At 71.2% G+C, this 23,759-nt stretch carries 20 protein-coding genes; 11 read left to right on the top strand and 9 right to left on the bottom strand.

What is annotated here, in order from left to right; genetic code table 11:
* Positions 1–31 precede the first annotated feature (31 nt).
* The 3 genes from ACYVLP_RS16275 to ACYVLP_RS16265 form a co-directional block, all read right to left on the bottom strand.
* Complete coding sequence (locus ACYVLP_RS16275) at positions 32–301, bottom strand: hypothetical protein (RefSeq protein WP_460628391.1); 270 nt, start codon at positions 299–301, stop codon at positions 32–34.
* A 230-nt stretch (positions 302–531) separates the two neighbouring features.
* Entirely contained in the window at positions 532–789 is a 258-nt protein-coding gene (locus tag ACYVLP_RS16270) for a hypothetical protein (protein WP_460628390.1), read from the bottom strand.
* Positions 786–1,475, bottom strand: a complete 690-nt coding sequence (locus tag ACYVLP_RS16265) for a ceramidase domain-containing protein (RefSeq protein WP_460628389.1) — start codon at positions 1,473–1,475, stop codon at positions 786–788. Before ACYVLP_RS16265 ends, ACYVLP_RS16270 begins: the two co-directional genes overlap by 4 nt.
* A 103-nt stretch (positions 1,476–1,578) precedes the next feature.
* On the opposite strand from ACYVLP_RS16265, the gene tpx reads away from it, so the two are divergent.
* Positions 1,579–2,070 carry a thiol peroxidase gene (gene tpx / locus ACYVLP_RS16260; protein WP_460628388.1) on the top strand — a complete coding sequence of 164 codons (492 nt, stop codon included), beginning with the start codon at positions 1,579–1,581 and terminating at the stop codon, positions 2,068–2,070.
* Here the strand turns inward: tpx and ACYVLP_RS16255 are convergent.
* Positions 2,040–3,386 carry an MFS transporter gene (locus ACYVLP_RS16255; RefSeq protein WP_460628387.1) on the bottom strand — a complete coding sequence of 449 codons (1,347 nt, stop codon included), beginning with the start codon at positions 3,384–3,386 and terminating at the stop codon, positions 2,040–2,042. The two genes, tpx and ACYVLP_RS16255, sit on opposite strands and share 31 nt — an antisense overlap.
* Before the next feature lie 89 nt (positions 3,387–3,475).
* Here ACYVLP_RS16255 and ACYVLP_RS16250 point away from each other — a divergent pair, with 89 nt between their 5' ends.
* On the top strand, positions 3,476–3,979 hold the full coding sequence (locus ACYVLP_RS16250; protein ID WP_460628386.1) for a MarR family winged helix-turn-helix transcriptional regulator: 504 nt from the start codon (positions 3,476–3,478) through the stop codon (positions 3,977–3,979).
* A gap of 89 nt (positions 3,980–4,068) precedes the next feature.
* Here the strand turns inward: ACYVLP_RS16250 and glpK are convergent, their stop codons facing one another.
* Positions 4,069–5,595: a glycerol kinase GlpK gene (glpK, locus tag ACYVLP_RS16245; RefSeq protein WP_460628385.1), complete on the bottom strand. Its 1,527-nt coding sequence runs from the start codon at positions 5,593–5,595 to the stop codon at positions 4,069–4,071.
* A gap of 79 nt (positions 5,596–5,674) precedes the next feature.
* On the opposite strand from glpK, the gene ACYVLP_RS16240 reads away from it, so the two are divergent.
* A complete protein-coding gene (locus ACYVLP_RS16240; protein WP_460628384.1) occupies positions 5,675–7,399 on the top strand; it encodes a glycerol-3-phosphate dehydrogenase/oxidase in 1,725 nt (574 codons plus the stop codon).
* A 108-nt stretch (positions 7,400–7,507) separates the two neighbouring features.
* Complete coding sequence (locus tag ACYVLP_RS16235) at positions 7,508–8,410, top strand: carbohydrate kinase family protein (protein WP_460628383.1); 903 nt, start codon at positions 7,508–7,510, stop codon at positions 8,408–8,410.
* Between the two features lie 276 nt (positions 8,411–8,686).
* On the opposite strand, the gene ACYVLP_RS16230 is transcribed toward ACYVLP_RS16235, so the two are convergent.
* A complete protein-coding gene (locus ACYVLP_RS16230) occupies positions 8,687–9,130 on the bottom strand; it encodes a VOC family protein (protein ID WP_460628382.1) in 444 nt (147 codons plus the stop codon).
* A gap of 72 nt (positions 9,131–9,202) precedes the next feature.
* On the bottom strand, positions 9,203–10,009 hold the full coding sequence (locus ACYVLP_RS16225; protein WP_460628381.1) for a DNA-formamidopyrimidine glycosylase family protein: 807 nt from the start codon (positions 10,007–10,009) through the stop codon (positions 9,203–9,205).
* Positions 10,010–10,095: 86 nt separating this feature from the next.
* Between ACYVLP_RS16225 and ACYVLP_RS16220 the strand changes: the two genes are divergently transcribed.
* A complete protein-coding gene (locus ACYVLP_RS16220) occupies positions 10,096–13,170 on the top strand; it encodes a glycosyltransferase (RefSeq protein WP_460628380.1) in 3,075 nt (1,024 codons plus the stop codon).
* Here the strand turns inward: ACYVLP_RS16220 and ACYVLP_RS16215 are convergent.
* Together ACYVLP_RS16215 and ACYVLP_RS16210 are read right to left on the bottom strand one after the other, a co-directional pair.
* A complete protein-coding gene (locus tag ACYVLP_RS16215; RefSeq protein WP_460628379.1) occupies positions 13,142–14,350 on the bottom strand; it encodes a glycosyltransferase family protein in 1,209 nt (402 codons plus the stop codon). The two genes, ACYVLP_RS16220 and ACYVLP_RS16215, sit on opposite strands and share 29 nt — an antisense overlap.
* Positions 14,351–14,363: 13 nt before the next feature.
* A complete protein-coding gene (locus ACYVLP_RS16210) occupies positions 14,364–16,244 on the bottom strand; it encodes a glycosyltransferase family protein (protein ID WP_460628378.1) in 1,881 nt (626 codons plus the stop codon).
* Between the two features lie 187 nt (positions 16,245–16,431).
* Between ACYVLP_RS16210 and ACYVLP_RS16205 the strand changes: the two genes are divergently transcribed.
* Genes ACYVLP_RS16205 through wecB form a run of 6 tightly spaced genes read left to right on the top strand, consistent with a single transcriptional unit; the run spans position 16,432 to position 23,758 of the window.
* Entirely contained in the window at positions 16,432–18,144 is a 1,713-nt protein-coding gene (locus ACYVLP_RS16205; protein WP_460628377.1) for a glycosyltransferase family 4 protein, read from the top strand.
* Entirely contained in the window at positions 18,141–19,046 is a 906-nt protein-coding gene (locus tag ACYVLP_RS16200) for an ABC transporter permease (protein ID WP_460628376.1), read from the top strand. Before ACYVLP_RS16205 ends, ACYVLP_RS16200 begins: the two co-directional genes overlap by 4 nt.
* The gene (locus tag ACYVLP_RS16195) at positions 19,033–19,974 is read left to right on the top strand and encodes an ABC transporter ATP-binding protein (protein ID WP_460628375.1); all 942 of its coding nucleotides are present in this window, start codon (positions 19,033–19,035) and stop codon (positions 19,972–19,974) included. Before ACYVLP_RS16200 ends, ACYVLP_RS16195 begins: the two co-directional genes overlap by 14 nt.
* A gap of 5 nt (positions 19,975–19,979) precedes the next feature.
* Positions 19,980–21,347 carry a glycosyltransferase gene (locus ACYVLP_RS16190; RefSeq protein ID WP_460628374.1) on the top strand — a complete coding sequence of 456 codons (1,368 nt, stop codon included), beginning with the start codon at positions 19,980–19,982 and terminating at the stop codon, positions 21,345–21,347.
* Positions 21,281–22,543, top strand: a complete 1,263-nt coding sequence (gene wecC, locus ACYVLP_RS16185) for a UDP-N-acetyl-D-mannosamine dehydrogenase (RefSeq protein WP_460628373.1) — start codon at positions 21,281–21,283, stop codon at positions 22,541–22,543. Before ACYVLP_RS16190 ends, wecC begins: the two co-directional genes overlap by 67 nt.
* Positions 22,544–22,564: 21 nt before the next feature.
* A complete protein-coding gene (wecB, locus tag ACYVLP_RS16180) occupies positions 22,565–23,758 on the top strand; it encodes a non-hydrolyzing UDP-N-acetylglucosamine 2-epimerase (RefSeq protein WP_460628372.1) in 1,194 nt (397 codons plus the stop codon).
* Position 23,759 lies beyond the last annotated feature (1 nt).

Here is a 23,759-nt window from a genome sequence, read left to right as displayed (position 1 = left end):
GAATCGCGGGCCGATGGCACGGTCAACGAAGTCAGGCGGCCTTCTTGGCATAGCGCTGACGCGCCGCCTCACCGCTCGTGCCCACCATTCGCCCTATCGCGGCCCAGGAGAGACCTGCGCCACGCGCCTGCCGGACCGCCTCCACGATGTGGCGCTCGGCGGCCGACCGCTCTTGGACGGCAGCCCGCAGTGCCGACACGGCGGCGGCGTCCACCTCGTCGGAGTCGTTGGGCTCGTACTGCTCAAACCGCGAGGCGAGCTCGTCGGCATGGGCAAGGATCTCGTCAACTGTTTGTGGCATCTAGGTCACCTGACCCCCATACAGCGCCACGTGACGTCATCGGCCATGGCGTCGAAGAGTGGCCCGACCCTGCCATGTGACATCGAGTCCATGACTCGCCGAACGCGTTCCTTGGGATCCATGAGTCGACACGGTAACGCCGCGCAGGCACGTCAGCGTGAGGCGTTTCGGCGACGGAACCACGCTGCGTCTGCGCCTGGATCCCAGTCTCGGTGCTGAGCGCCCCGGGGCTACTCGAGACGCTTCTCGAGGCGCTTCTCGAGCAAGTAGGCCACGACGATGCAGACGACGAGGACGATGACAGGCGGCAGATAGCGGGCGGCCCCGTCGAGCTGCAGCCAGTCGTACGGCGCGACGGCGAAGTCGAAGATCGACAGGTCCAGCAGATAGTGCAGGATCGGCAGCACGCCGAACACGAGCCCGACCACGCCGACCAGGTTGATGACGAAGCGCAGCCCGGCACCCGTCGACTCCCGAGACTCCGTCATGGCCCCAACCTACGCGGTCGCTCCGGTCTCTCGGCGGACCCCTCGTAGTGCTTGGCGAGGCACCAACCCGCACCCGCGCCGAGCAGGTGCCACAGGGCGTGGCCCTGAAGCCAGCCGGGCGGGTCGCACCAGACACCCGTCTGGTCGAGGACCCAGACGAGGTATGCCGTCACGAGCAGTCCCAGCCCGACGTAGAGCCAGCGCGCCGACGTCGGTGACGTGCGCGCCCGGACGAGCTCGAGCACGATGCCCGGCAGGAGCACGGCCGCGAACAGGACCCTGCGCGACTCGGGCAAGACCCAGAGCGCGACCCCGAGCAGCACCAGCAGCGCCACTCCCCCCACTTCCGCGGTACGAGGGGCGACCCAGCCCAGGCGCACGACCGCACCGGCGAGCAGGACGCACCCGACGGCATACATCGGCAGCACGTCGAGGAACTGCCCCCACAGCGTCAGCGTCGCGTGGAACAGGAAGCTGCCCACGCCCACGGCGACGAGCGAGCTGCCGAGCAGGACGACGAGCGTGCGCTCGCGGCGGGCAGGCGGGCGGAGAGCGAGGACGGCGGCGATGCCTGCGACGACGAAGCCGAGCGACGACCAGGCGTTCGCCGGCTGCGCGATGCCGTCCGGGCGCACGAGCTCGCAGAAGCAGTGGCTCGTCAGACATGTGGCCCCGTCACCCGGCATGGCTGCGACAGTACGGCGCGGGCGCCCACCGACGGCGGTGAGTCTGGAAAGCCAGCCTCGACCGCTGGCGCTGCCTCGCCTGCGTCGGTGCTAGAAACGGGCTATGGCTACGACTCTGCTCGGCGGCTCCCCAGTCCACACGGTGGGCGACCTGCCCGCCGTCGACGCTCCCGCCCCAGGTTTCACCCTGACCGGCACAGACCTGCTCGACTTCGACCGTCCTGAGGGGGTCCGCCTGGTGCTCAACATCTTCCCCAGCATCGACACCCGCGTGTGCGGCCTCAGTGTGCGCACGTTCAACCAGCGGGCCGCCGGCCTCTCCGACGCGACCGTCGTCTGCGTGTCGCACGACCTGCCGTTCGCGATGCGCCGGTTCTGCGGGGCCGAGGGCATCGAGAACGTCACCGTCGGTTCCGGCTTCCGGTCGACGTTTGGGCACGACTACGGAATGACCTTGGTGGACGGGGCTTTTCGCGGCCTGCTTGCGCGCTCGGTCGTCGTGCTCGACACCGACGGAACCGTGCTGCACGCCCAGGTGGTGCCGAGCATCGACCAGGAGCCCGACTACGACGCGGCCATCGCGGCACTCGGCTGAGCCTCACCTTCACTCGTCGCGGCGGAGGGAGCGCCGCCGCCACGAGTGAAGGCTCGGACACTGCGGATGAGCAGGGGCCAGCAGCCCGCGAGGAGCATCCACGCGGCGATGGCCAGCATGAGCGGGGTGGTGTCGAGGCGCGCACTGAGGGGCCCGGCCAGGATGTTGCCGATCGGGAGCGCCACGAACGAGATGAGGATGTCCCACGACGCCACCCTCGCCAGACGGTCGTGCGGCACACCCTGCTGAAGGGCGGTCTGCCAGCCGACGTCGAAGAACAGCAGGCCGGCCTGGGCTATGACGGCCAGCGCCATGATCGGCGCGAGCGACGAGGAGACTCCGAACGCGAGCGGCAGCGCGGGGAACAGTCCGAGGGAGACGAAGGCGGCCAGCAGCATGCGACGTGGCTGCACGCGGATCCCGACGAGACCGCCGATGATGCCGCCGATGCCGAGTGCCGCAGTGATGAGGCCGAGGGCGTGCGCGCCCCCGAGGTCGCGCACTGCAGTCACCTCGGCCAGGACGATGAAGACGCCGCCGGCGACGTGGAACATCGCAGCCGACAGGAGGCTGGTCCAGAGCCAGTCGCGGCTGCGGATCTCCCCGAGCCCCTCGCCGATCTCCGTGAGCATGGAGCGGCGCTCGGCAGCATGGTCGGCGCGGGCGCTGATCCGGGCCACGCAGACGGCGGACCACACGAAGGTCAGTGCGTTGACGGCGAAGCCCGGCACCGGACCGAACTGTGCGACGACGAAGCCGGCGAGGACCGGGCCTGCGACCTGTGCCGCCGACTGGAGGAAGCTGATCACGGCGTTGGAGGTCTGGAGGCCGCCGCTCGGCACGATGAGCGGCCGCAGCCCGACGAACGCCGGGTAGAAGAACGCGCCGGCCCCGGATGTCACCGCGGCGAGGACGGCGAGGAGCGCAACGGGCGGGTGCCCCACTGCGAAGGCCGCGGCGGTGGCACCGACCGACAGCGCTCGCACGACGTCGGCAAGGACCATGATGCGGTGCGGTGTGACCCGGTCGGCCCAGACGCCGCCGAGCAGCGAGCACGCGAGGCGTGCGACGACGCCGGCGGCCAGGATCACGCCGAGCTCACCCGCTCCCCCGCCCGACAGGACGACCGCCACGGAGAGCGCGATCGGGTTGAAGGCGTCGCCCACCCAGGACAGGCCCTGCCCCGTGACCAGGAGCCTGAAGTCGCGCACGCCGAGGAGCCGCCGCGCGGTGAGGTGGGGCGCGGTCCCGCGCTTCGTGTCGCTGACCGTCTCGCTGCTCGTGTCGCTGCTCGTGTCGCTCTTCGCGTCCGTCATGGTCGTGACGTTAGTTAGTTATCTAACTATCTGTCAATGAACAGTTAGACTTCTGTGTCATGTGCGACGGTATCTGCGACACTGACGCCATGGCGGACGAGGGACAGGACTCGGTCGACCGGCATGTCGCCCGGTGGGCCGGCCTGTCGGGCATCAACCCCGAGGTCGAGGGCGCGACCACGCGGATGCAGGCGCTCATCAAGCACCTCGACCGCGGCACTCACGCACGCTTCGCCAACACCGACGACACCCTCGAGGACTACAAGACGCTGCACGCCTTGTTCGTCAACCACTACCCCGAGGAGGCGACGCCGGCCCAGCTCGCCGACGACTGCCACGTGACCCGCGCGGCCATGACCTCCCGGATCGACCGGCTCGTCGACCGCGGCCACGTGACCCGGGACGTCGACCCGATGGACCGGCGACGCATCCTGATCCGACCCACGTCGTCGGGAAGGATGCTCTGGGAGCACGCCTTGGCCGACGGCATCGCGGCCGAGAACCGCACCTTCGAGCCGCTCACGCAGCGCGAGCTTGCCCAGCTGAACTCCTTGCTACGCAAGGTGCTTCGCCAGATCGAAGCCGATCGCTGAGGCACCGCGCCGCGGCGTCACGCCTGGGACCGGGCGCTCACTCGACCGCGTGGTCGGCCGCGTGGTCGGCCGCGGCAGCGCGGCTTCAGTCAGGCCGTGTCGTCGTCCACCCAGTCCAGGGTCCGCTCGACGGCCTTCTTCCACTGCCGGTAGAGACGCTCCCGCTCCGTGACGTCCATCTGCGGGCTCCAGCGCCGGTCCTCGCCCCAGTTCGCCCGGATGTCATCGGTGCTGGGCCAGTACCCCACAGCCAGCCCAGCCGCATACGCGGCCCCGAGGGCTGTCGTCTCGGCGACCTTGGGGCGCACGACGTCGACACCGAGCAGGTCGGCCTGGAACTGCATCAGCCCTTCGTTGACGACCATGCCGCCGTCGACCTTGAGCTCGGTGAGCGGCACACCGGAGTCGGCGTTCATCGCGTCGAGCACCTCGCGGGTCTGGAATGCCGTGGCCTCCAACGCTGCCCGCGCGATGTGTCCCTTGTTGACATAGCGAGTGAGGCCGACGAGCGCGCCCCGCGCGTCGGGTCGCCAATGCGGCGCGAAAAGACCCGAGAACGCCGGGACGAAGTAGGCGCCGCCGTTGTCGTCGACCGTCGCGGCGAGCTCCTCGACCTCGGCGGCGTCCTTGATGAGGCCCAGGTTGTCGCGCAGCCACTGCACGAGCGAGCCGGTCACCGCGATCGAGCCCTCGAGCGCGTAGACCGGATCCGCGTCGCCGAGGCGGTAACAGACCGTCGTCAGCAGGCCGTTGCGGGACTCGACGATCTCGGGCCCGGTGTTGAGCAGCATGAAGTTGCCGGTGCCGTAGGTGTTCTTCGCGGTGCCCACGTCGAGGCACGCCTGGCCGAAGGTCGCCGCCTGCTGGTCACCGAGGATTCCGGCCACCGGCACGTCGATGAGGATGCCGGGCTTGCACGTGCCGTACACCTCGGAGGACGAGCGGATCTGCGGCAGCATCGACACCGGCACGCCCATCGCACCGGCGATCGACTCGTCCCAGGTGAGGGTGCGCAGGTCCATGAGCAGCGTGCGGGACGCGTTCGTGACGTCCGTGACGTGGATGCCGCCGTCCGTCGCGCCACCAGTGAGGTTCCACAGCAGCCACGTGTCGATGGTGCCGAAGAGCAGGTCCCCGGCTTCGGCCCGCTCTCGTGCCCCATCGACGTTGTCGAGGATCCAGCGGATCTTCGGCCCGGCGAAGTAGGTCGCGAGCGGCAGCCCGGTGACGTGCTTGAACCGCTCGGGCCCGGCGTCGCCCGCCAGCTGCTCGCAGATCGACTGCGTGCGGGTGTCCTGCCAGACGACGGCGTTGTATGCCGGCAGGCCCGTTGCACGGTCCCACACCACCGTCGTCTCCCGCTGGTTGGTGATGCCGACTGCGGCGACATGGGTCGCGTTGAGGTTCGCCTTGCCGAGCGCGCCACCCACGACGGCGCGGGTGTTCTCCCAGATCTCCATCGGGTCGTGCTCGACCCAGCCCGCGCGAGGGAAGATCTGGCGATGCTCGAGCTGGTCGACGGCCACGACCCGGCCGGACCGGTCGAAGACCATGGCCCGGCTGCTCGTCGTGCCCTGGTCGATCGCGACGACATGGCTGCGTTGCTCGGTCGGCATGTCCAGACCGTAGCGCTGCCCACCCCGGACAAGCCCCCTCGTTAGAGTGGCGGTCTCGGCACCGAGCGAAGGGGAGTCGATGACGAGCCCAGTGCAGCTCGACCCGCACTACCGCGTCAAGGCCTGGAAACGCCTGGCCACCAAGCAGTTCGACGTGCTCGTGGTCGGGGGTGGCATCACCGGCGGTGGTGTCGCGCTGGACGCGGCGACGCGCGGCCTGTCGACGGCGCTCGTCGAGCAGCGCGACTTCGCGTCAGGCACGTCGTCGCGCTCCTCGAAGCTCTTCCACGGCGGTCTGCGCTACCTCGAGCGGATGAACTTCGACCTCGTCCGCGAGGCCCTGCGCGAGCGTGAGCTGATGCTGACCCGGATCGCCCCACACCTGGTCCGCCCGGTCCCGTTCCTCTACCCGCTGACGAGTCGCGGCTGGGAGCGGCCCTACGTCACCGCCGGGCTCACCCTCTACGACTCCATGGGCGGCACGCGCTCGACGCCGCGCCACAAGCAGCTCACCCGCACCGGCGCGCTCAAACGGTGCCCGGCGCTCAAGCGGGACTCGCTGACCGGGGGGCTGCTCTACTACGACGCCCAGGCGGACGACGCACGGCACACCCTGACCACGGTCCGCACGGCGGCGGCATACGGGGCGACCGTCGTGTCGTCGGCTCGGGTCGTGGACCTGCTCCGAGCGGGCGAGCGGGTGGTGGGCGCGCTGGTCGAGGACGTCGAGACGGGCGAGCGGGTCGAGGTCAGGGCGTCGGCCGTCATCAACTGCACCGGCGTGTGGACCGACGACATCCAGACCATGGCGGGTGGGCACGGCCGGTTCCACGTGCGCGCCTCGAAGGGCGTGCACATCGTCGTCGCGCGGGACCGCATCAGCTCCGAGACCGGCCTGATCCTGCGCACGGAGAAGTCCGTGCTGTTCGTCATCCCGTGGGGCACGCACTGGATCATCGGCACGACCGACACCGAGTGGGACCTCGACCGAGCGCACCCGGCCGCGACCCGCGCCGACATCGACTACCTGCTCGAGCACCTCAACGCCGTGCTCAGGGAGCCACTCACCCACGCGGACATCCAGGGGGTGTATGCCGGCCTGCGCCCGCTGCTGTCCGGCGAGAGCGAGGACACCAGCGAGCTGTCCCGCGAGCATGCGGTCGCCCGGCCCCAGCCAGGGCTGATCTCGATCGCGGGCGGGAAGTACACGACCTACCGTGTCATGGCCGTCGACGCCGTCGACGCCGCACGGGAGGACATCGGCGGGGACGTACCCGGCAGCGTCACCGACCTCATCCCACTCTCCGGCGCCGAGGGCTATGTCGCACTCGTCAACCAGATCGACCGGCTGGCCCGCCACCAGGACCTCCCCGTGTGGCGGATCCGGCACCTGCTGGACCGGTACGGCTCGCTCGTGCCCGAGCTGTTCGCGCTCGCCGAGGGAGACCGCAGCCTCTACGAGCCGGTGCCCGGCGCCGAGGAGTACCTCAAGGTCGAGATCCGGTATGCCGCCGACCACGAGGCGGCCCTCCATCTCGACGACATCCTGGCCCGGCGCACCCGGATCTCGATCGAGACCCCGAGCCGGGGCGTGGACAGCGCCCGGGCCGCCGCCGAGATCGTCGCTCCGGTGCTCGGCTGGGACGACGAGCGGGTCGATACGGAGGTCGCGGCATACCTCGCCCGCGTCCAGGCCGAGCTCGACTCGCAGAAGGAGCTCGCCGACTCCGAGGCGAACGAGGAGCGGCTCAGCGCACCCGACGCCCGGCGGATCCCGGTGAGCCGGGCCCCCGAGGTGCCCTGATCGACAGCCCTTGGCCGATGGGTCGGTGACCAACCGACCACCCACTCGACCACCCACTCGACCACCCCACTCGACCGGGTGGGGTGGGGCGGCGGCCATGATGGGCGCATGACCACAGACGTCCTCGTCGTCGGCGGAGCGGGAGTCGACACCATCGTCCGGGTGCCGGAGCTGCCCGTGCCGTTCGCCGACTCGCACGTCGTGCCGCCGATCGACATGCACGTCGGGCATACCGGCAGCGGGGTCGCGCTCGGCTGCCACCGGCTGGGCCTCGAGACGCGGTTCGTCGACGTCATCGGCGACGACCACGAGGGCCGCCTCGTGCTGGACCGCTTCACCGCCGAGGGTCTCGCCTTCGACCACGTCGTGCACGAGAGCGGCACCCGCCGCGCGGTGAACCTCGTCGACGACCTTGGTCGGCGCATGTCGTTCTACGACCCCCGCCACCCCTACGACCTTGTGCCCGACGCCGCCCTGTGGCGAGAGCCCCTCGCGGAGGCCCGCCACGTCCACGCGTCGATCATGCCGTGGACAGTGCGCGCCCTCGAGGACGCGACGGCAGCCGGGGCGACGACCTCCACCGACCTGCACGACTGGGACGGTCACAACCCGCACCACCGCCCGTTCGCGTATGCCGCTGACGTCGTCTTCGTGTCCGGCTCCCGGCTCGACGGGGTGGAGGAGGACGTCGTCGCCGACGTACTCGACCGCGGACGGGCGCGCCTCGTCGTCGTCATGGACGGCGCTGCGGGCTCGCGGGTCCACGTTCGGGAGGGCGGCGCGTTCAACGTGCCGGCAGTCCAGATCGAGGGACGCCCGGTCGTCGACACCAATGGCGCGGGCGACAGCTACGTCGCCGCGTTCCTGCACACCTGGCTCCGCGGCGGCGACGCACGCGCCGCGGCGAAGGCGGGCGCGGTCGCGGGATCGTGGGCGTGCGGCACGGCCGGCACGCACACGAGCTTCATCGACGCGGACGAGCTCACCCGGCAGCTGGCCCGCTCGAGGTAGCCGACCGGCTGCCCGGCGACCCCGGCGACTCGGGCCCACCCGGCGACTCCGGCCCACCCGGCGACGTGGGTCGGTCTCCGGCCGGTCTCGGGCCGGGGCCACCAGCCCACGCCATCGCCCTCTGATTCTGCTCCGGATTCCGGAGCAGAATCAGAGGGGCCAGGACCAAGGGGTCACGCAGGGTCACGGCCCAGGGCCCCGGAGGTCGGGCCGGGTCCTGCTGGGCAGGGCCCAGCCGGGCGGGAACTCGCCCGCCCAGGCTGCTGCCGGCCGGGCTCAGGTGGCCGGCGCGGCGTCGCCCGGCGCGGCGTCGCCCGGCGTGCCGGCGATGTTGACCATCCAGCCGACGCCGAACTTGTCCGTCACCATGCCGAACTCGTCGCCCCACATCTGCTTCTCGAGCGGCATGGAGACCGTGCCGCCGTCGGACAGCTTGTCCCAGTACCCCCGCAGCTCGTCGCCGTCGTCGCCACTCAGGCTGACGGTGATGCTGCTGCCGGGCTCGTAGGTCATGCCGGGCGCGGTGTCCGAGGCCATGATCGTGTAACCGCTCGGCGACTCGAGCTGGGCGTGCATGACACCGCTGGCCTCGGGCCCGTCGGACCCGAACTCGCCGAAGGTGCTGACGTTCAGCTCGCCGCCGAAGACGGACTGGTAGAACTCCATCGCGTCGCGCGCGTTGTCCTTGAAGCTGATGTAGGGGTTGAGGCGGGATGCCATCACACTGCTCCTCACTGCACTCAGGTCATCGGGTCTCTCAGCCTAGAACGGTCCGCTGACATCGGCGCGAACTCAGAGTGGCGGCTGGGTGCCGGGCTGGCAGGTCGGGCAGTAGTTGAGGATGCGTTGGCGCGGAGGCAGCCCGATGGGGGCGGCCCGCACGGTGGTCCCGCAGCGCCGGCAGGGGCGACCGGAGCGCCCGTGCACGTAGGTCGACTCCCCGGACCGGGTCGAGCCGGTGGTGGACTGCACACCGCTGTCCCTCGAACGGACGAGGAACCGGTGCACCCGGTCGACGATCCGCTCCACGGTGTCGCGGTCCAGTGCGGCGACCGGGGTCCACGGGCTCACGCGCTCGGCGAACAGCGTCTCGTCGGACCAGATCGTGCCGACACCGGCGAGGTTGCGCTGGTCGAGCAGAGCCGCCCCGATGGTCCCGGGGTCGGCGAGCAGGTTGGTCACCGCTGTGGGTGCGTCCCAGTCGGGACCGAGCAGGTCCGGGCCCAGGTGACCGACGAGCTCGTCCTCTCGGGACGTGCTGACGAGATCGAGCATGCCGAGGCGCAGCCCGAGTGCCGTCCAGTCGGGGGCCGCGACGAGCGCCCGCAGCTGCGGGTTGCGCAGCCACCCGGCGGCCAGGGTCGGGGTCGCCTCGATACGCCACTGGCCTTCCATCCGCAGGTGGGAGTGGAGCGTGAGACCGCCTTCGATCCGGTGCAGGATGTGCTTCCCGCGGCTGACCACCTCGAGCGTCGCGCGTCCGCGCAGGTCGGCGGTCGAGATCTCCGGCCAACGCAGGTCGGACTCGACGATCGGCTTGCCCGCGAGCGCCTGGTCCAGGCGCGTCGCGGTGCGCCACACGGTGTCCCCTTCCGGCATGACGCTCACCCGTCCTTAACCCGACGTTCACCTGCGCTGCCCCGCGCCCGACCAGCCTATTCAACGAACCGGACTACCTTCGCCGGGTGCGTGACCTATCGGTGGTGGTATCCGCTCTCGGCTCGTGCGAGGGTGTCGCTCAGTGTATGGAATCCCTTGCCCGACAGTCACTTCCGCCTGACCAGTTCGAGGTCGTGGTCGTTCTCCACGGGCCCGGTGACGAGGCACACCGCGCGGTCGAGCGAGTCACGCTGGGTCCGCTGGCCGGGCATGAGGTCGAGCTGGTCGACCGCCGAGCCGACACCCGCGCCGAGGCGCGCAACGTCGGCGTCGGCCTCGCGCGCGGGGCCTGGACCACGTTCGTCGACGGAGCCGACACCGTCTCGGAGACCTTCCTCGAGCAGCTGTATGCCGCCCGGAGCCTCGACCGTGTCCCCGCCGGCCGGGTCGTGGGCACCCCCGCGCCCGCCGAGGACGCGCACCACGTGCCGCCGGACCGGGCCCTGGGTGTCGCCCGGGCTCGCGGCGGCAAGCTGTTCCCGACCGACCGGCTGCGCGAGATCCCCTTCGACGGCCGCCTCCACACGGGCGAGGACGCGGTCCTCAGCGGCCACCTGTTCAGCAGGTTCGACCGCCAGTTCGTCACGTTCGACCTCGAGCCCGGCCGCAGCGGCGCCGACTACCTCACGGGCGGTTCGGCAGCACCCCAGTCGGCGGAGGGCGCCTCGCCGGCCAGCAGCCCACCTCCCGCCGAAGAGCACGCAGGCCGGCCTCGGACCGGCTCGACGCAGAGCGACTTCGAGACCGAGGTCGTCGACCGCATCGCGGTGATCGCGGCGCTGACCACCGACACCCAGGCCGACCCCGCAGACCGCAGCACCCTGACGAACGCTCTCGTCGCGGCGGAGCTGGCCGACCTGCGCCGCTGGGCCGAGCGTCATCCCGAGCGCCGGCCCGAGGTCGAGCGCGCCCTTCGCGCAGCTGGGGTCAGGGGCGTCACCTCGCTGCGCCCTGGCCCGCTCGACGGCGCGGCCGAGGGTTTCGCGCTGTTCCACACTCCCCCACCGGGGCTGCGCTCGCTGGTCGTCGTCGCGGGCAGCGCCCGAGCGATCAACGACCACGCCAGGATGGTCACCTTCCTGGCCAGGAACGGCTTTGGCGTCAGAGTGCTGCACTACCGCGGACGACTCAAGCAGATGCTGCGCAAGCTCCCCGAGGTCCACCGCGTCGGGCTCCTGCCCGAGACGGTGCCGTGGGTCGAGTCCCGCGTCCGCGCAGACTCGCCGCGGCGGCACCGCGCCGTCCTGCGCGCCTCGCGCGAGGCCATGCGCGTCGGTCGCCGGGTGCTGCCCGCGGTCGTGCCCGCTGGGCTCGGCCGTCCGGCATACTCGCGCATCGACACGGAGGCGGCAGCGCTGCTCGCCGAGCCCGGCCCGCGGGTCATCCTCGACCGTGAGGGACGCACTCTCCTCAGGGCATACGGCGACGGCGACTCCGTGTCGACCGCGCTCGACGCCCACGAGCTCGCGCTCCTCACGATGCGCACGGCCGGCAGCCAGCTCCGAGGATCGCTCGCGGACGCCCACGCTGCTCGGCTCGCGTCGCGGGTCCTGTGCGACGACGCGGCCCGGACGCGCGGCGAGGTGGAGCCGGGCCTGTGGGCCATGGTCGGCTACCGCCTCATCCGCGCAGGGCGGCTCGAGGCGTCGGCCGAGGTGCTCGACAACGGCCGAAACCTCTTCAGCGACAAAGAGGTCGAGGGCACCGGCCTGCCAGCTCTCGCAGCCCTCCAGGAGATCCTGACCAAGGGCAACCGCGGCACCATCGACGTGCCCGGTGTCGTCGGCAGCACACTGCGCGACGCCGACACAGCGCTCGCGGACGACCTGGACCGCGCGGTCTTCCTCACGACAGTCGCCATCGACCTGCTCTTCACCCGACGGCTGCACACGGCCGAGCCCCGCTCCCCCATCGTCTCCGAGCCGGAGACCTTCCTCGCTCCGCTCCGCGAGACCGAGGTCGGCAGGCTCCTCGGGCGCACCACGCCGGCCCGACCGCCTGGCACTCCCCGCACCACGGCACCGAACGGCCGGCGGCGGGTCACGGTGCTGCCCGGCGCATATCCGAAGTTCGCCAAACCGGTCGTCGACGAGCTGTCCGTGGCGGCGGACGTCGAGGTGCTCGACCTGTCGGAGCGGCAGAAGCGGTTCACCAACACCGGCGTCGACCCGGCGACCGTGCGTGAGCGGCTGCTCGCCGCGACCGGGCACCCTCCTGCTGTGGACGTCGCGACCGCTGACGCGCTCGCGGCCGACGTCATCTTCGTCGACTGGGCCGACAAGGGGCTGACCTGGGTGACCGAGGTCGTCCCGGAAGGCACGCGGATCGTCGTGCGGCTCCACGGGGTCGACACGCTGAGTGCCTGGCTGCACACCGCCGAGTGGGAGAAGGTCAGCGACGCCATCTTCCCCGCCGAGCACATGCGGCGCTCCGCCGCCGCTGCCCTGGGCGGCCGGCTCGACCACGTGCGCCAGCATGTCGTGCCCCTGCCGCTCCAGGTCGACACGTACGCCCTGCCGAAGTCGCCCGCGGCAGCCAAGACGCTCGGGATGGTCGGGTGGGCCCAGCAGGTCAAGGACCCGCTCTGGGCGCTCGACGTCCTCGCGGAGCTGCGACGGCACGACCCCGAGTGGCGCCTGCGGCTGATGGGCGCCGACTTCGACCTGTCGACCCGCAACCCCGTCGAGAAGGCGGCCGCGCGCGCCTTCCACCAGCGCATCGCGCAGGACGAGCTGTGGGACGCCGTCGACTACGTCGGCTACACCTCCCGCCTGCCCGAGCACTTCCGCGACGTCGGCTGGGCACTCAGCACGAGCCGCCGCGAGGGCTTCCACACAGGCCTCGTCGAGATGGCGGCGAGCGGGGCCGTTCCGGTCGTGCGCGACTGGCCGGTCTACGCGGCGATCGGCGGCGCCAAGGACCTCTACCCGTCCGAGTGGGTCGTCCCTACACCGCAGGCCGCGGCCGAGCGCGTGCTCACGATCAGCGAGGCCGGCGAGTGGGCGGAGCTGACCGAGAAGACGGTCGCGTCGGCGCGCGCCAGGTTCAGCGGCGCCGACGCGGGAGACCGCCTCAGGACGATCGTGCTGGGCTCGCGCTGATCCGCGTCAGCACCTGCACCGCCGCACTCACGTGCTCCACCGGCGACCGGTGGTCCAGCGCCTGGTCGTCGAGTGCACTGCCCTCCTCGACGACGCCCCAGACCGGCGTGCCGCTGCCGCGGTAGTCGCTCCACTTCGAGGGTAGGTACGGGTTCCGCGCACCGCGGGGGCTCACCGCGTCGTTGACCAGGAGGCAGTCCATCCGCTTGGCCAGCGCGAGGAAGTCGAGATAGCCGACGAACGGCCCCACCCGGACACAGTCGCCCAGGCCCCGGCCCGAGACGACCTCCTGCAGCTCCTCCGGCTTCGAGGTGAAGACGTGGAGCATCACCGTGGACCGCACCGGCTTGGTCAGCAGCGCCAGCGCGTCGAGCACACCAGTGACGCCTCGGTTGGCGTAGAAGTTGCCGAAGTAGCCGATGTGCCGGCGGGCCGGGTCGAGCCGGTGGTCCGACGGGCGAGCGCCGTAGAATCGCGGCGACGGTGTCGGGTGCGGCGAGACGACCGCGACCTTCTCGACCCTGGCCGCCAGCTCCGCGTCGTGGCAGTTCTCCAGCATGAAGTCGCGCTGGCGCTCGTTGGTGAACATCACCGAGTCGGCGAGGGCGAACGCGATGACCTCGCACCACTCGAAGGCGTTGAGCCCCGACGGCGGCGCGAAGCCCGCGCCGCCCACGGCCGTGCGAAGCCGGGCGATGGTGCGGTCGTCGTTCGCCAGCGACTCGCGGACCTGACCCTCGACATCGTGCGACAGCGGGTCGGAGAACTCCGCGTCCCAGACGACACCCGGCCGGGCCAGCTTGATCTGCGCAGCGAGGAAGTGGGAGGCGGCGAACTGGGCCCGGCTGTACACCGACTCGTACTCGCCCTGCATCGACTCCCACCGCAGGTAGGTCTCGAGACCGAGGCGCTCGTAGTCGACGATCGCACCCCACGAGCTGAAGGCCGTCCGCGAGGGGACGGCGGCGAACCGGCGGACGAGCCCGCCGCAGAGCTGGACGAGGCTCGGGTCCTGGTGCCGGATGGAGTCCATCGCGTTGCAGATCACGTCGACGGGCTCGCCACGGTCGAAGACCCGCTTCGCCGCGACGATGGCGGCCGTGTCGCTGTAGGGCGGGAAGCAGTAGGACGCGACGAGGCGCCGCGCGGTGTCGCGTGGGGTCGGGTCGGGTGCACTCAAGGGTGTGGGCCTTTCAGATGGTGACGTGCTCGGTCGGGTCGCCGTGGAAGACGAGGCGGCCCTTGCGGGACAGCAGCTCCACGTCGGAGATCGGCCAGGTGTGCCCGTCGGGCGTCGCCGCGCGCACGGACACGAAGTTGAACCGGTCGGTGGAGTAGACCTTGGCGCCCTCGGCGCGGACCTTCTCGAGGAAGGTCGTGTCGACCCGGCGCGGGAGGTCCTCGAACCGGAGCCGCGTCGCCAGCTCGCGCTCGAGCAGGAGCGTGCCGCCCTGGACCAGGTCGACGTACCGGTGCTCGGAGTCAGGGAACCGCAGCAAAGTGGCGCCCGTGGCGGTCAGGTGGGCATAGTGCGCCCACTTCCCGACGACGCTCGCCTGGGTGTAGTCGAAGGCCCGGACGAGGTCGCTGAGGTAGTGGGCGGCATACACGTTGTCGTCGTCCATCTTCGCGACGTACCGGCCGGCGGCGGCGTCGACGCCGGCGTTCATGAGCGCGCCGAGGGTCTCCGAGCCGTCACGGCTGACGAGAACAAGCCGGTCGGCGGACAGCCCGGCCTCCTCCGCCTGGACGCGAGCCTTGTCGGCGTCGAGGTCGAAACCGTGCGTCACGAGCACCAGCTCGACGTCCGCGTGCGCCTGGGCGGCCACGAACCGCATCACGTGGGTGACCTGGTCCGGCCGCATCGTCGGCACGACGGCGGAGATCGAGCGGTCGCGCGCCGGACGGGCGATCCCGACCGACTGGAGCACGGTGTCCACCCGGTGGCCGTAGAGGTGCTCGTCGAACACCCGCCGGTGGGCGCGCAGGGCGAGGCGGTCGCGGTACTCCTCGTGCTGGAGCAGCGCCCGCAGCTCGCGCTCGGTCTCCGCCGCGTCGTGGCTGACCCGGACCGTGTCGCCGAAGAACGGCTCGATCGAGGCGGCCGGCCCGGACAGCACGGGCGTCTGCGCGGCCGACAGCTCGAAGAGTCGCCGCGCGCACATCGTCGGCGAATCCACGACGGAGTTGACGTTGAGGAACACCTTGTATGCCGTGTAGGCACCGAGCATCCGACGGTACGGGAGGCTCCCGACCAGCGAGCCGGCATACAGCCTCGGGAACTGGTACCGCTTGTCCCGGCCGGCCATGCGGGAGAAGATCTCGAGGCCGAGCGGGAGCGCGGGCTCGAGGATGTACTCCATCTGACGGCGGCGCTCGTCGTGCTTGTCGGCGAAGTAGCTGCCTGCGAAGGCGACCTCACGGGAGCGGCCGGCGCCGCGCCGCACCGGGGAGTGGATGCGCGGCTGGGCTCCGAACGGCAGCAGGCCGACCCGCGAGTGGCCGAGGTCGCGCTCGTAGTCGGGGATCCGGCCAGCATCGACGGTGAAGACGTGGTCGAACAGGCGCGCCGTGTCGATGAAGCGGTCGTAGTTCGGCGGGTCCTCCTTGTTCCAGAACACCGTCGGGATGCCGAGCGACCGGCAGCCGTCGACGAGGGCGCGCAGCTCGTCCGACGGCCCCTGTTCACCGGTCATCGCCAGGCGCCACGCGCCGGAGCTGCCGTTCCACGCCGACTCGACGAAGAGCAGGTCGGGGCGGGTGCTGTCCACCTGGGCCCGCCAGCGCTCCGGAGTCACCGGCACCTGCCGCCACTCGTAGCCGAGAGCGAGCTCGGAGAAGTCGTCGAGAATGACCGCCGCGGTCACGTCGGGGCGCGCCACCGGACCGGTCGGGATCTCCGGTGCCGGGATGTCGACCCGGAGACGGGCCGACCGCACCTTCGGGAGCCGTCGTTCGACTTCCTTACGCACCTTGCGGGGCAGGTCCGCCCGGGCCAAGGGGTCACGGGCAGCCCGGACTGCAGCGGTCCGCGCCCGGCCTAGGTCCGCGAGCACCCGCTGTCGCGCGTTCACCACAAACTTCTCTCTCTGTTCGACTGACGTTCTGTCTGGGCAAGCCGGCTGTTCGGCGAGCGTCTGCAACGTTCCATGCGTGACCCCCAGACTCGGCGCCACTGTGGCACCTGCGCTTAGCGCGCCCGGCTCCCGTGATGTAACGGGAAGCCAAACAGTTGGTGACATCCCGTCCACGACAGCGCTCATGCTCGCGAACCTTCCCGTCGCGGCGTGCGTCGCGCGCGTCCATCTGGCGCGCAACCCGTGGCAGGCGGTCTGGGTGGGTGCGCGGCTGCTGCCACGCGGGGCCTCGCGTGAGCTCGCCCGCCGCACAACGGGGCCCGTGTCGGTCATCGCCGCAGCCGCGTCTGGGGAACGCGAGCTCGCACGACGCCGCCTCACCGACGGGCTCCGCGCCGGGGACAGCCGGCGCGCCCAGGGGCTGCTGGCCGCTGCCGCAGCCACTGGCCAGTGGTCGGCCGTTGAGTCAGGGGACGGCCGGCCACCGCAGTCCACGGCGCCCGCTCGAGGCGGCGCGGCGGCATACCTCGCGTATGCCGCCGGAGACGTCGCGAAGGCCGAACGGGCCCTCGTGGGCGTCCATTCGCTGTTCGCCCGGACCCACCGAAGGTGGCTGTCCGGTGAACGAGCGGTGCTCAACGGGTCCGCGCTCGATGACCTGGAGCCCCAGCGGGTGAACGTCGCCCCGAACGGCGGCGCCGTGGTGCACCTCGTCACCAACTCGCTGCCCGAGGTTCAGGCCGGCTACACCGTCCGAACCCAGGGGATCGTCGCGGGACAGCGCGCCGCGGGCATCGACGCCCACGTGTGCACGCCCCCGGGATTCCCGGTCGCCCAGGGACATCTGGCAGCCGCGCCGTTCGCCAGCCTGTCCGGGGTGCCCTACCACCGGACCGTCGCCGGCGCCTGCCGGGTCGACCGACCCGACGCCCACCTGGAGTCGTATGCCGCGGCCGTCGGTGCGCTCGCCGGCTCCGTCGGCGCCTCGGTGCTGCACGCACACTCCAAGCACGTCAACGCCCAGGCCGCGCTGGTCGCGGGCCGGCGACTGGGCCTTCCCGTCGTCTACGAGGCCCGCGGCTTCCTGGAGGAGACCTGGCGCAGCCGGGGCGGCCGCGCCGAGAGCGACTTCTACCGCTGGACGCGGAGGACCGAGACGCGGTGCATGGAGCTCGCCGACGCGGTGGTGACCCTGTCGGAGTCGATGCGCGACGACATCGTGCGCCGCGGCATCGACCCTGAGACCGTCCACGTGGTCGGCAACTGTGTGCCCGATGACCACCTCACGGCCGCTGTCGACCGGGACGGCGTGCGTGAGGGCCTCGGCATCGGCCCCGACGACGTGGTGGTCGGCACCGTGTCGACGCTCAACGACTACGAAGGCATCGACGTGCTCGTCGAGGCCGGCGGGATCGTGGACAGCCCTCGCCTCGTCGTGCTCGTCGTCGGCGACGGGCCCGCGCTCGACCGGCTCTCGGCCCGCGCGGCCGAGCTGACCCGGAGCGGGAACCGCACCCGCTTCGTCCTCACCGGCCGCGTCCCTCACTCGCGCAGCCGCGACCACCACGCCGCGCTGGACGTCTTCTGCCTGCCGCGACTCTCGACGCCGGTCACCGACCTCGTCGCCCCGCTCAAGCCGGTCGAGGCGATGGGGCTCGGGGTGCCGGTGGTCGGCAGCGACCTCCCGCCGGTGCGGGAGCTGCTGCGCGACGGCCGCGGCGTCCTCGTGCCCCCGGCCGACGCCCCCGCGGTCGCGCGGGTGATCGAGTCGCTCGTCGACGATGCGCCGCGGCGCAAGGAGATCGGCGAGCAGGGCCGGTCCCACGTCGCGCAGGAGCGGACCTGGTCCGCCGCCGCACGGACGTACCAGCGGGTCTACGAGGGGGTCGCCTCATGACGGGAAGCGCCACCATGACCGAGCAGCAGCGGTTCGCGCCCGCCACCATGACACCCGAGCAGGCCGAGGCGCTTGCCAGGTCCGCAGGACTCGACGAGCTCGGTGTCCGGCCGCCGTTCTGGTCGTATGTGCGGGAGGTCTGGCACTACCGGCACCTCATCTGGCACCTCTCGTCGGCCCAGTCCTACACGGCGAACCAGAACAACTACCTCGGGCAGGCGTGGGCTGTGTTCAACCCGCTGCTGCTGGTCGGCTCGTACTACCTGATCTTCGGCCTGCTGCTCAAGACCCGCGGCGGCACCGAGAACTACATCGCGTTCCTGACGATCGGCATCTTCGTCTTCGGCTACACCGCGTCGTGCCTCATCGCCGGGGCGCGGGCGGTGACGGCGAACATCGGGCTGGTGCGCGCGCTGCGCTTCCCGCGGGCCGTCCTGCCGATCTCGGTCACACTGACGCAGTTCCTGACGAACGTACCGGCCTTCCTCGTGCTCATGATCATGATCCCGATGACGGGCGAGCCGTTCTCGCTGCACTGGTTCCTGTTCCCGGTCGCGCTACTGCTCGTGACGCTGATCAACCTCGGTCTCGCGTTCTTCCTCGCGCGCATCGTCAACGCCGCACGCGACACCGCCAACCTCGTGCCGGTGGGCGTCCGCCTCGGCCGGTACGTCTCCGGCGTCTTCTTCAGCATCCCGCACTACGCGGGCTACGGGCTGATCAGCGCGGTCCTGCTCTACCAGCCGCTCGCTGTCGGCATGACCATCTCGCGAGAGGCGCTGATGGCCCAGTACCACCTCCAGCTGTCGAGCTGGATCGCCGCCGCGGTCTGGGGCGTCGTGCTCTGCAGCACCGGCCTGGTCTTCTTCTGGCGCGGGGAGGGTCGCTATGGCAGCAACTGACCCCCTGGCCGCCGCCGAGACGCGCTCGACCTACCCGGACCCGACCATCTCCGACCCGGCCATCTCCGGCCCGGACACCGCCGACTCGCCGCGACGCGACCAGGGTCACGAGACGACGGAGCCGGGCTCCGCCCGACCGCGCCCGACGACCCCCGTCTCGACGAAGCCGAGCGTGGTCTGCTCCGAGCTCGACATCATCTACACGGTCTTCGGCGCGAAGAAGCGCGCGACCGCCACCGAGGGTGAGCTGCCGTTCGTGGAGCGGATGTTCAGCAAGCGCAACGCTGTCTCCTCGGTCCGCAAGGTCCACGCCGTCAAGCAGGTCTCGTTCGTCGTCAACCATGGCGAGGCGGTCGGGATCATTGGGCGCAACGGCTCGGGCAAGAGCACGCTGCTGCGCGCCATCGCCGGGCTCATCCCGCCCAGCGGTGGCAAGCTCTGGGCGCTCGGCCGACCGTCCCTGCTCGGCGTCAACGCGGTCCTGCTCCCCGGCATCACCGGTGCGCGCAACGTCATGATCGGTGGTCTGGCGCTCGGCCTGACGCCGCGCGAGGTGCGCGCGCGCTATGACGACATCGTCGAGTTCTCGGGCATCGGCGACTTCGTCGACCTGCCCATGAGCGCCTACTCCTCCGGCATGGGAGCGCGCCTGCGGTTCGCCATCTCGACCGCCGCCGCACCCGACATCCTCATGATCGACGAGGCACTGGCCACGGGCGACGCGGACTTCCAGCAGCGGAGCAAGGACCGCATCGCCGAGATCCGCCAGGAGGCGAGCACCGTCTTCCTCGTCAGCCACTCGAACTCCGCGATCCGCGAGTCCTGCGACCGCGTCCTGTGGATGGACCAGGGCCGGATCATCATGGACGGCCCGACCGAGGACGTCGTGGGCGCCTACGAGGAGTCGCACCGGAAGCCGCCGAGGTGAGCCGGATGCCCGCTGACCGTGCCCTCGTCGTGACCGTGGTGCACCATCCGGAGGACGCCCGCATCCGCCATCGGGAGATCGGCGCCTTGCTCGACGCCGGCGTCCAGGTCACGTATGCCGCACCGTTCTCCGCGCACGGCCTCGACCTTCCCGACGTGCCGGGATTGCGTCCCCTCGACCTGCCGCACGCCACCGGCCGGGCTCGCGGCGAGGCGTTCCGGGCGGCCCGTCGCCTGCTCGCCCAGGAAGGACCGGAGCACGACGTCGTCCTGGTCCATGACCCCGAGATCGTCGCCGCCGCCATCGGGCTACGGATCGACAACCTCGTCTGGGACGTGCACGAGGACACCGCGGCGGCGATCGAGGCCAAGCCGTGGGTGCCCGAGCGGGCCCGAGGCGCGATGGCACGCGCCGCCCGGGCGATCGAACGCCGTGCGGAGCGCAGCCACGAGCTGATCCTCGCCGAGTACGCCTACGCGGAGCGGTTCGAGCGCGAGCACGTCGTCGTGCCGAACACCGTGAGCGTGCCGGCCACCGTCGAGCCGCCGGGCGACACCCGCGCGGTCTATCTCGGGTCGATCACCATGGCCCGTGGCGCGGCGACGCTGCTGCAGACCGGACGGCTGCTCACCGTGGCGATGCGCGGCTCGGTGCGCGTCGAGATCATCGGTGCCGCCCGTGACTCCCGCACCGCTGACACCCTCAGCTGGGGCGTCAAGTGCGGGCACGTGCGGCACCTCGGGTTCGTGCCGAGCGCGCGGGCGCTCCCGATGCTCGACGGCGCGCTGGCCGGCCTCTCCCTGCTCGAGGACCGCCCGAACTACCGGCACTCCATGCCGACGAAGGTCATCGAGTACATGGCCCACGGCATACCCGTGGTGACGACCCCGCTCCCCCTCGCCGCGGACCTTGTCAACGAGGCGGGCTGCGGCATCGTCGTGCCGTTCGACGATGCGGAAGCCACGGCGTCCGCGCTCGTCGAGCTGGCCCGCGACCCGGAGCGGCGCGCGGCGATGGGCCGGGCGGGTCACGAGTACGTGCGCGAGCACTACGACTGGAACGTCATCGGCCGCGACTTCGTGCGCCACATCGCCGATCTCGCCGAACAGTCCCGACGGCGCCGCGGCACGTCCTCGACCGCCGAGCCGGGCTCGCCGCCCTGGCCGCCACCACAGGTGGGTCCGAGCGACGCACCGACGGTCTCATCCACCGTCGCACCCATCATCGCGGCCCCGGCAACAGCCGGGCCGACGAGCATCCCCACCCCAGCCCGACCAGCAACCTCACCAGACACGGGAGTTCACGTATGTTCGACGACGGAATCGCCGTCATCGGTCTCGGCTACATCGGTCTGCCGACCTGTGCTGCCCTGACCCGTCAGGGCCTCAAGGTCACAGGCGTCGACGTCAACGACCGCACCGTCAGCGAGATCAACGCTGGTCGGGTGCCGATCGTCGAGCCGAACCTCGACGTCGCCATCGCGAGCGCAGTCTCCAAGGGGCTGCTCACCGCGACCACGGAGACGCCGCACGCGTCGGTCTACCTCATCGCGGTGCCGACGCCCTTCCAGGGCGACCACGAGCCGGACCTCCGGTACGTCCGAGCCGCCACCGAGGCCATCGCCCCGATGCTCACCGGCGGCGAGGTCGTCATCCTCGAGTCGACCTCCCCGCCCGGGACCACGTGGCAGATCTCCGAGTGGATCTCACAGCTCCGACCGGACCTCAAGCTCCCGCACATGGGGGGCATCCCGGACGTGCACCTGGCGCACTGTCCGGAGCGCGTCCTGCCGGGCCGGATCATGGTCGAGATCTTCTCCAACGACCGGATCGTCGGCGGTCTGACGCCCGAGTGTGCGACCAAGGCAGCCGAGGTCTACCGCACCTTCGTCACCGGCGAGATCCTGCTCACCGACGCCAAGTCGGCGGAGATGGCCAAGCTCACCGAGAACGCCTTCCGCGACGTCAACATCGCCTTCGCGAACGAGCTCGCCGAGATCTGCGAGCACCTCGGGCTCGACGTGTGGGAGGTCATCTCGATGGCCAACCACCACCCGCGCGTCAACATCCTCCAGCCGGGTCCTGGCGTGGGTGGCCACTGCATCGCGGTCGACCCGTGGTTCATCGTCTCGGCCGCGCCGGAACAGGCGCGCATCATCCGGGCAGCGCGAGAGACCAACGACGCACGCCCCGGCTCGGTGCTGCGCAAGGTCGACGCGGCACTCGCCGACGCCGGCCTGCCGACGGACGGTTCGGGCGCGACGATCGCGTGCCTCGGTCTCGCGTTCAAGGCCGACATCGACGACCTGCGCGAGTCGCCGGCCCTCGCGATCACCGCGGCCCTGGCGGCCGGACACCCGGACGCCCGGATCCTGGCGGTCGAGCCCCACGTGGACGAGCTGCCGCCCCGTCTCGCGGACCTGCCCAACGTCGCCCTGGCGCCGACGGACGACGCGGTGCGCGAGTCCGATGTCGTCCTGCTGCTCGTCGACCACGCGCCGTTCCGCTCGATCAGCCTCGGTGACCTGCGCGGCCGCCAGCTCGTCGACACGCGCGGCGTCTGGCGCTGAGGGGCTGACATGCACCGTGTCATGACCATCTACGGGACGCGTCCCGAGGCGATCAAGATGGCGCCGCTGGTGGCGGCGCTCGAGGCTGACGAGCGGGTGGCGCCCATCGTGGCGGTCACGGGTCAGCACCGCGAGATGCTCGACCAGGTCAACACCCTCTTCGGCATCGAGCCGGCATACGACCTCGACCTCATGACCCCAGGCGCCTCACTCGCCGAGATCACGTCGCGGACGGTCGTCGCGACTGCCGAGCTGCTGAAGGCGGATCGGCCCGATGTCGTTGTCGTGCAAGGCGATACGACGACTGTGCTCGCCGCCGGGCTGGCCGCGTTCTACGAGCGGATCCCGGTCGTGCACCTGGAGGCCGGGCTCCGCACCGGCGACGTGCAGTCGCCGTTCCCCGAGGAGGCCAACCGCCGCCTCACCGCTCCCCTGGCAGCGCTGCACCTGGCGCCGACCGCGACGTCGAAGGCCAACCTCATGCGCGAGTCAATCGCGGAGTCGATGATCCCCGTCACCGGCAACACCGTCATCGACGCGCTCCAGTGGACGACGGCGCAGCCGGTCGACTTCGCGGACTCGCGCGTCGAGGAGCTGGTCGCCGAGGCGAGGGCCGGCGCCGAGCTCGTCCTCGTCACGTCGCACCGCCGCGAGTCATGGGGTGCCCGCATGGTCGAGTCGATGACCGCTATCCGGGACCTGGCCGTCGAGCGTCCCGACCTGCGCGTCCTGCTGCCGATGCACCGGAACCCGGTCGTCCGGGACGTCATCGAGCCGCTGCTCGGCCGCCTGGACAACGTGCTGCTCACCGAACCGCTCGACTACCACCAGTTCGCGCACGCCCTCGCCTCCGCCACCGTCGTGCTCACCGACTCCGGTGGCGTCCAGGAGGAGGCGCCGAGCCTGGGCAAGCCGGTGCTCGTCATGCGCGACACGACCGAGCGGCCCGAGGCCGTCGAAGCCGGCACCGTCCGCCTCGTCGGCACCGACGGCGCCACCATCCGCGCCGGGCTGGAGGACCTGCTCGACGACCCGGCGGCATACGCGGCGATGGCGAACGCGGTGAACCCGTACGGCGACGGCCGGGCGGCCGAACGCTCAGTCGCGGCGATCGCCGAGCTGCTGGGCATCGGCCACCGGGCCCCCGACTTCGACCCGGCGCGCTCCGACCTCGGCATCGGCGGCGACCTCGACGATGACCTTGTAACAGCCTGAG

It is taken from the genome of Intrasporangium mesophilum, from assembly GCF_054783095.1.
Note: the sequence above shows the minus strand (reverse complement) of the source record. Positions and strands in the feature narration are given on the sequence as shown.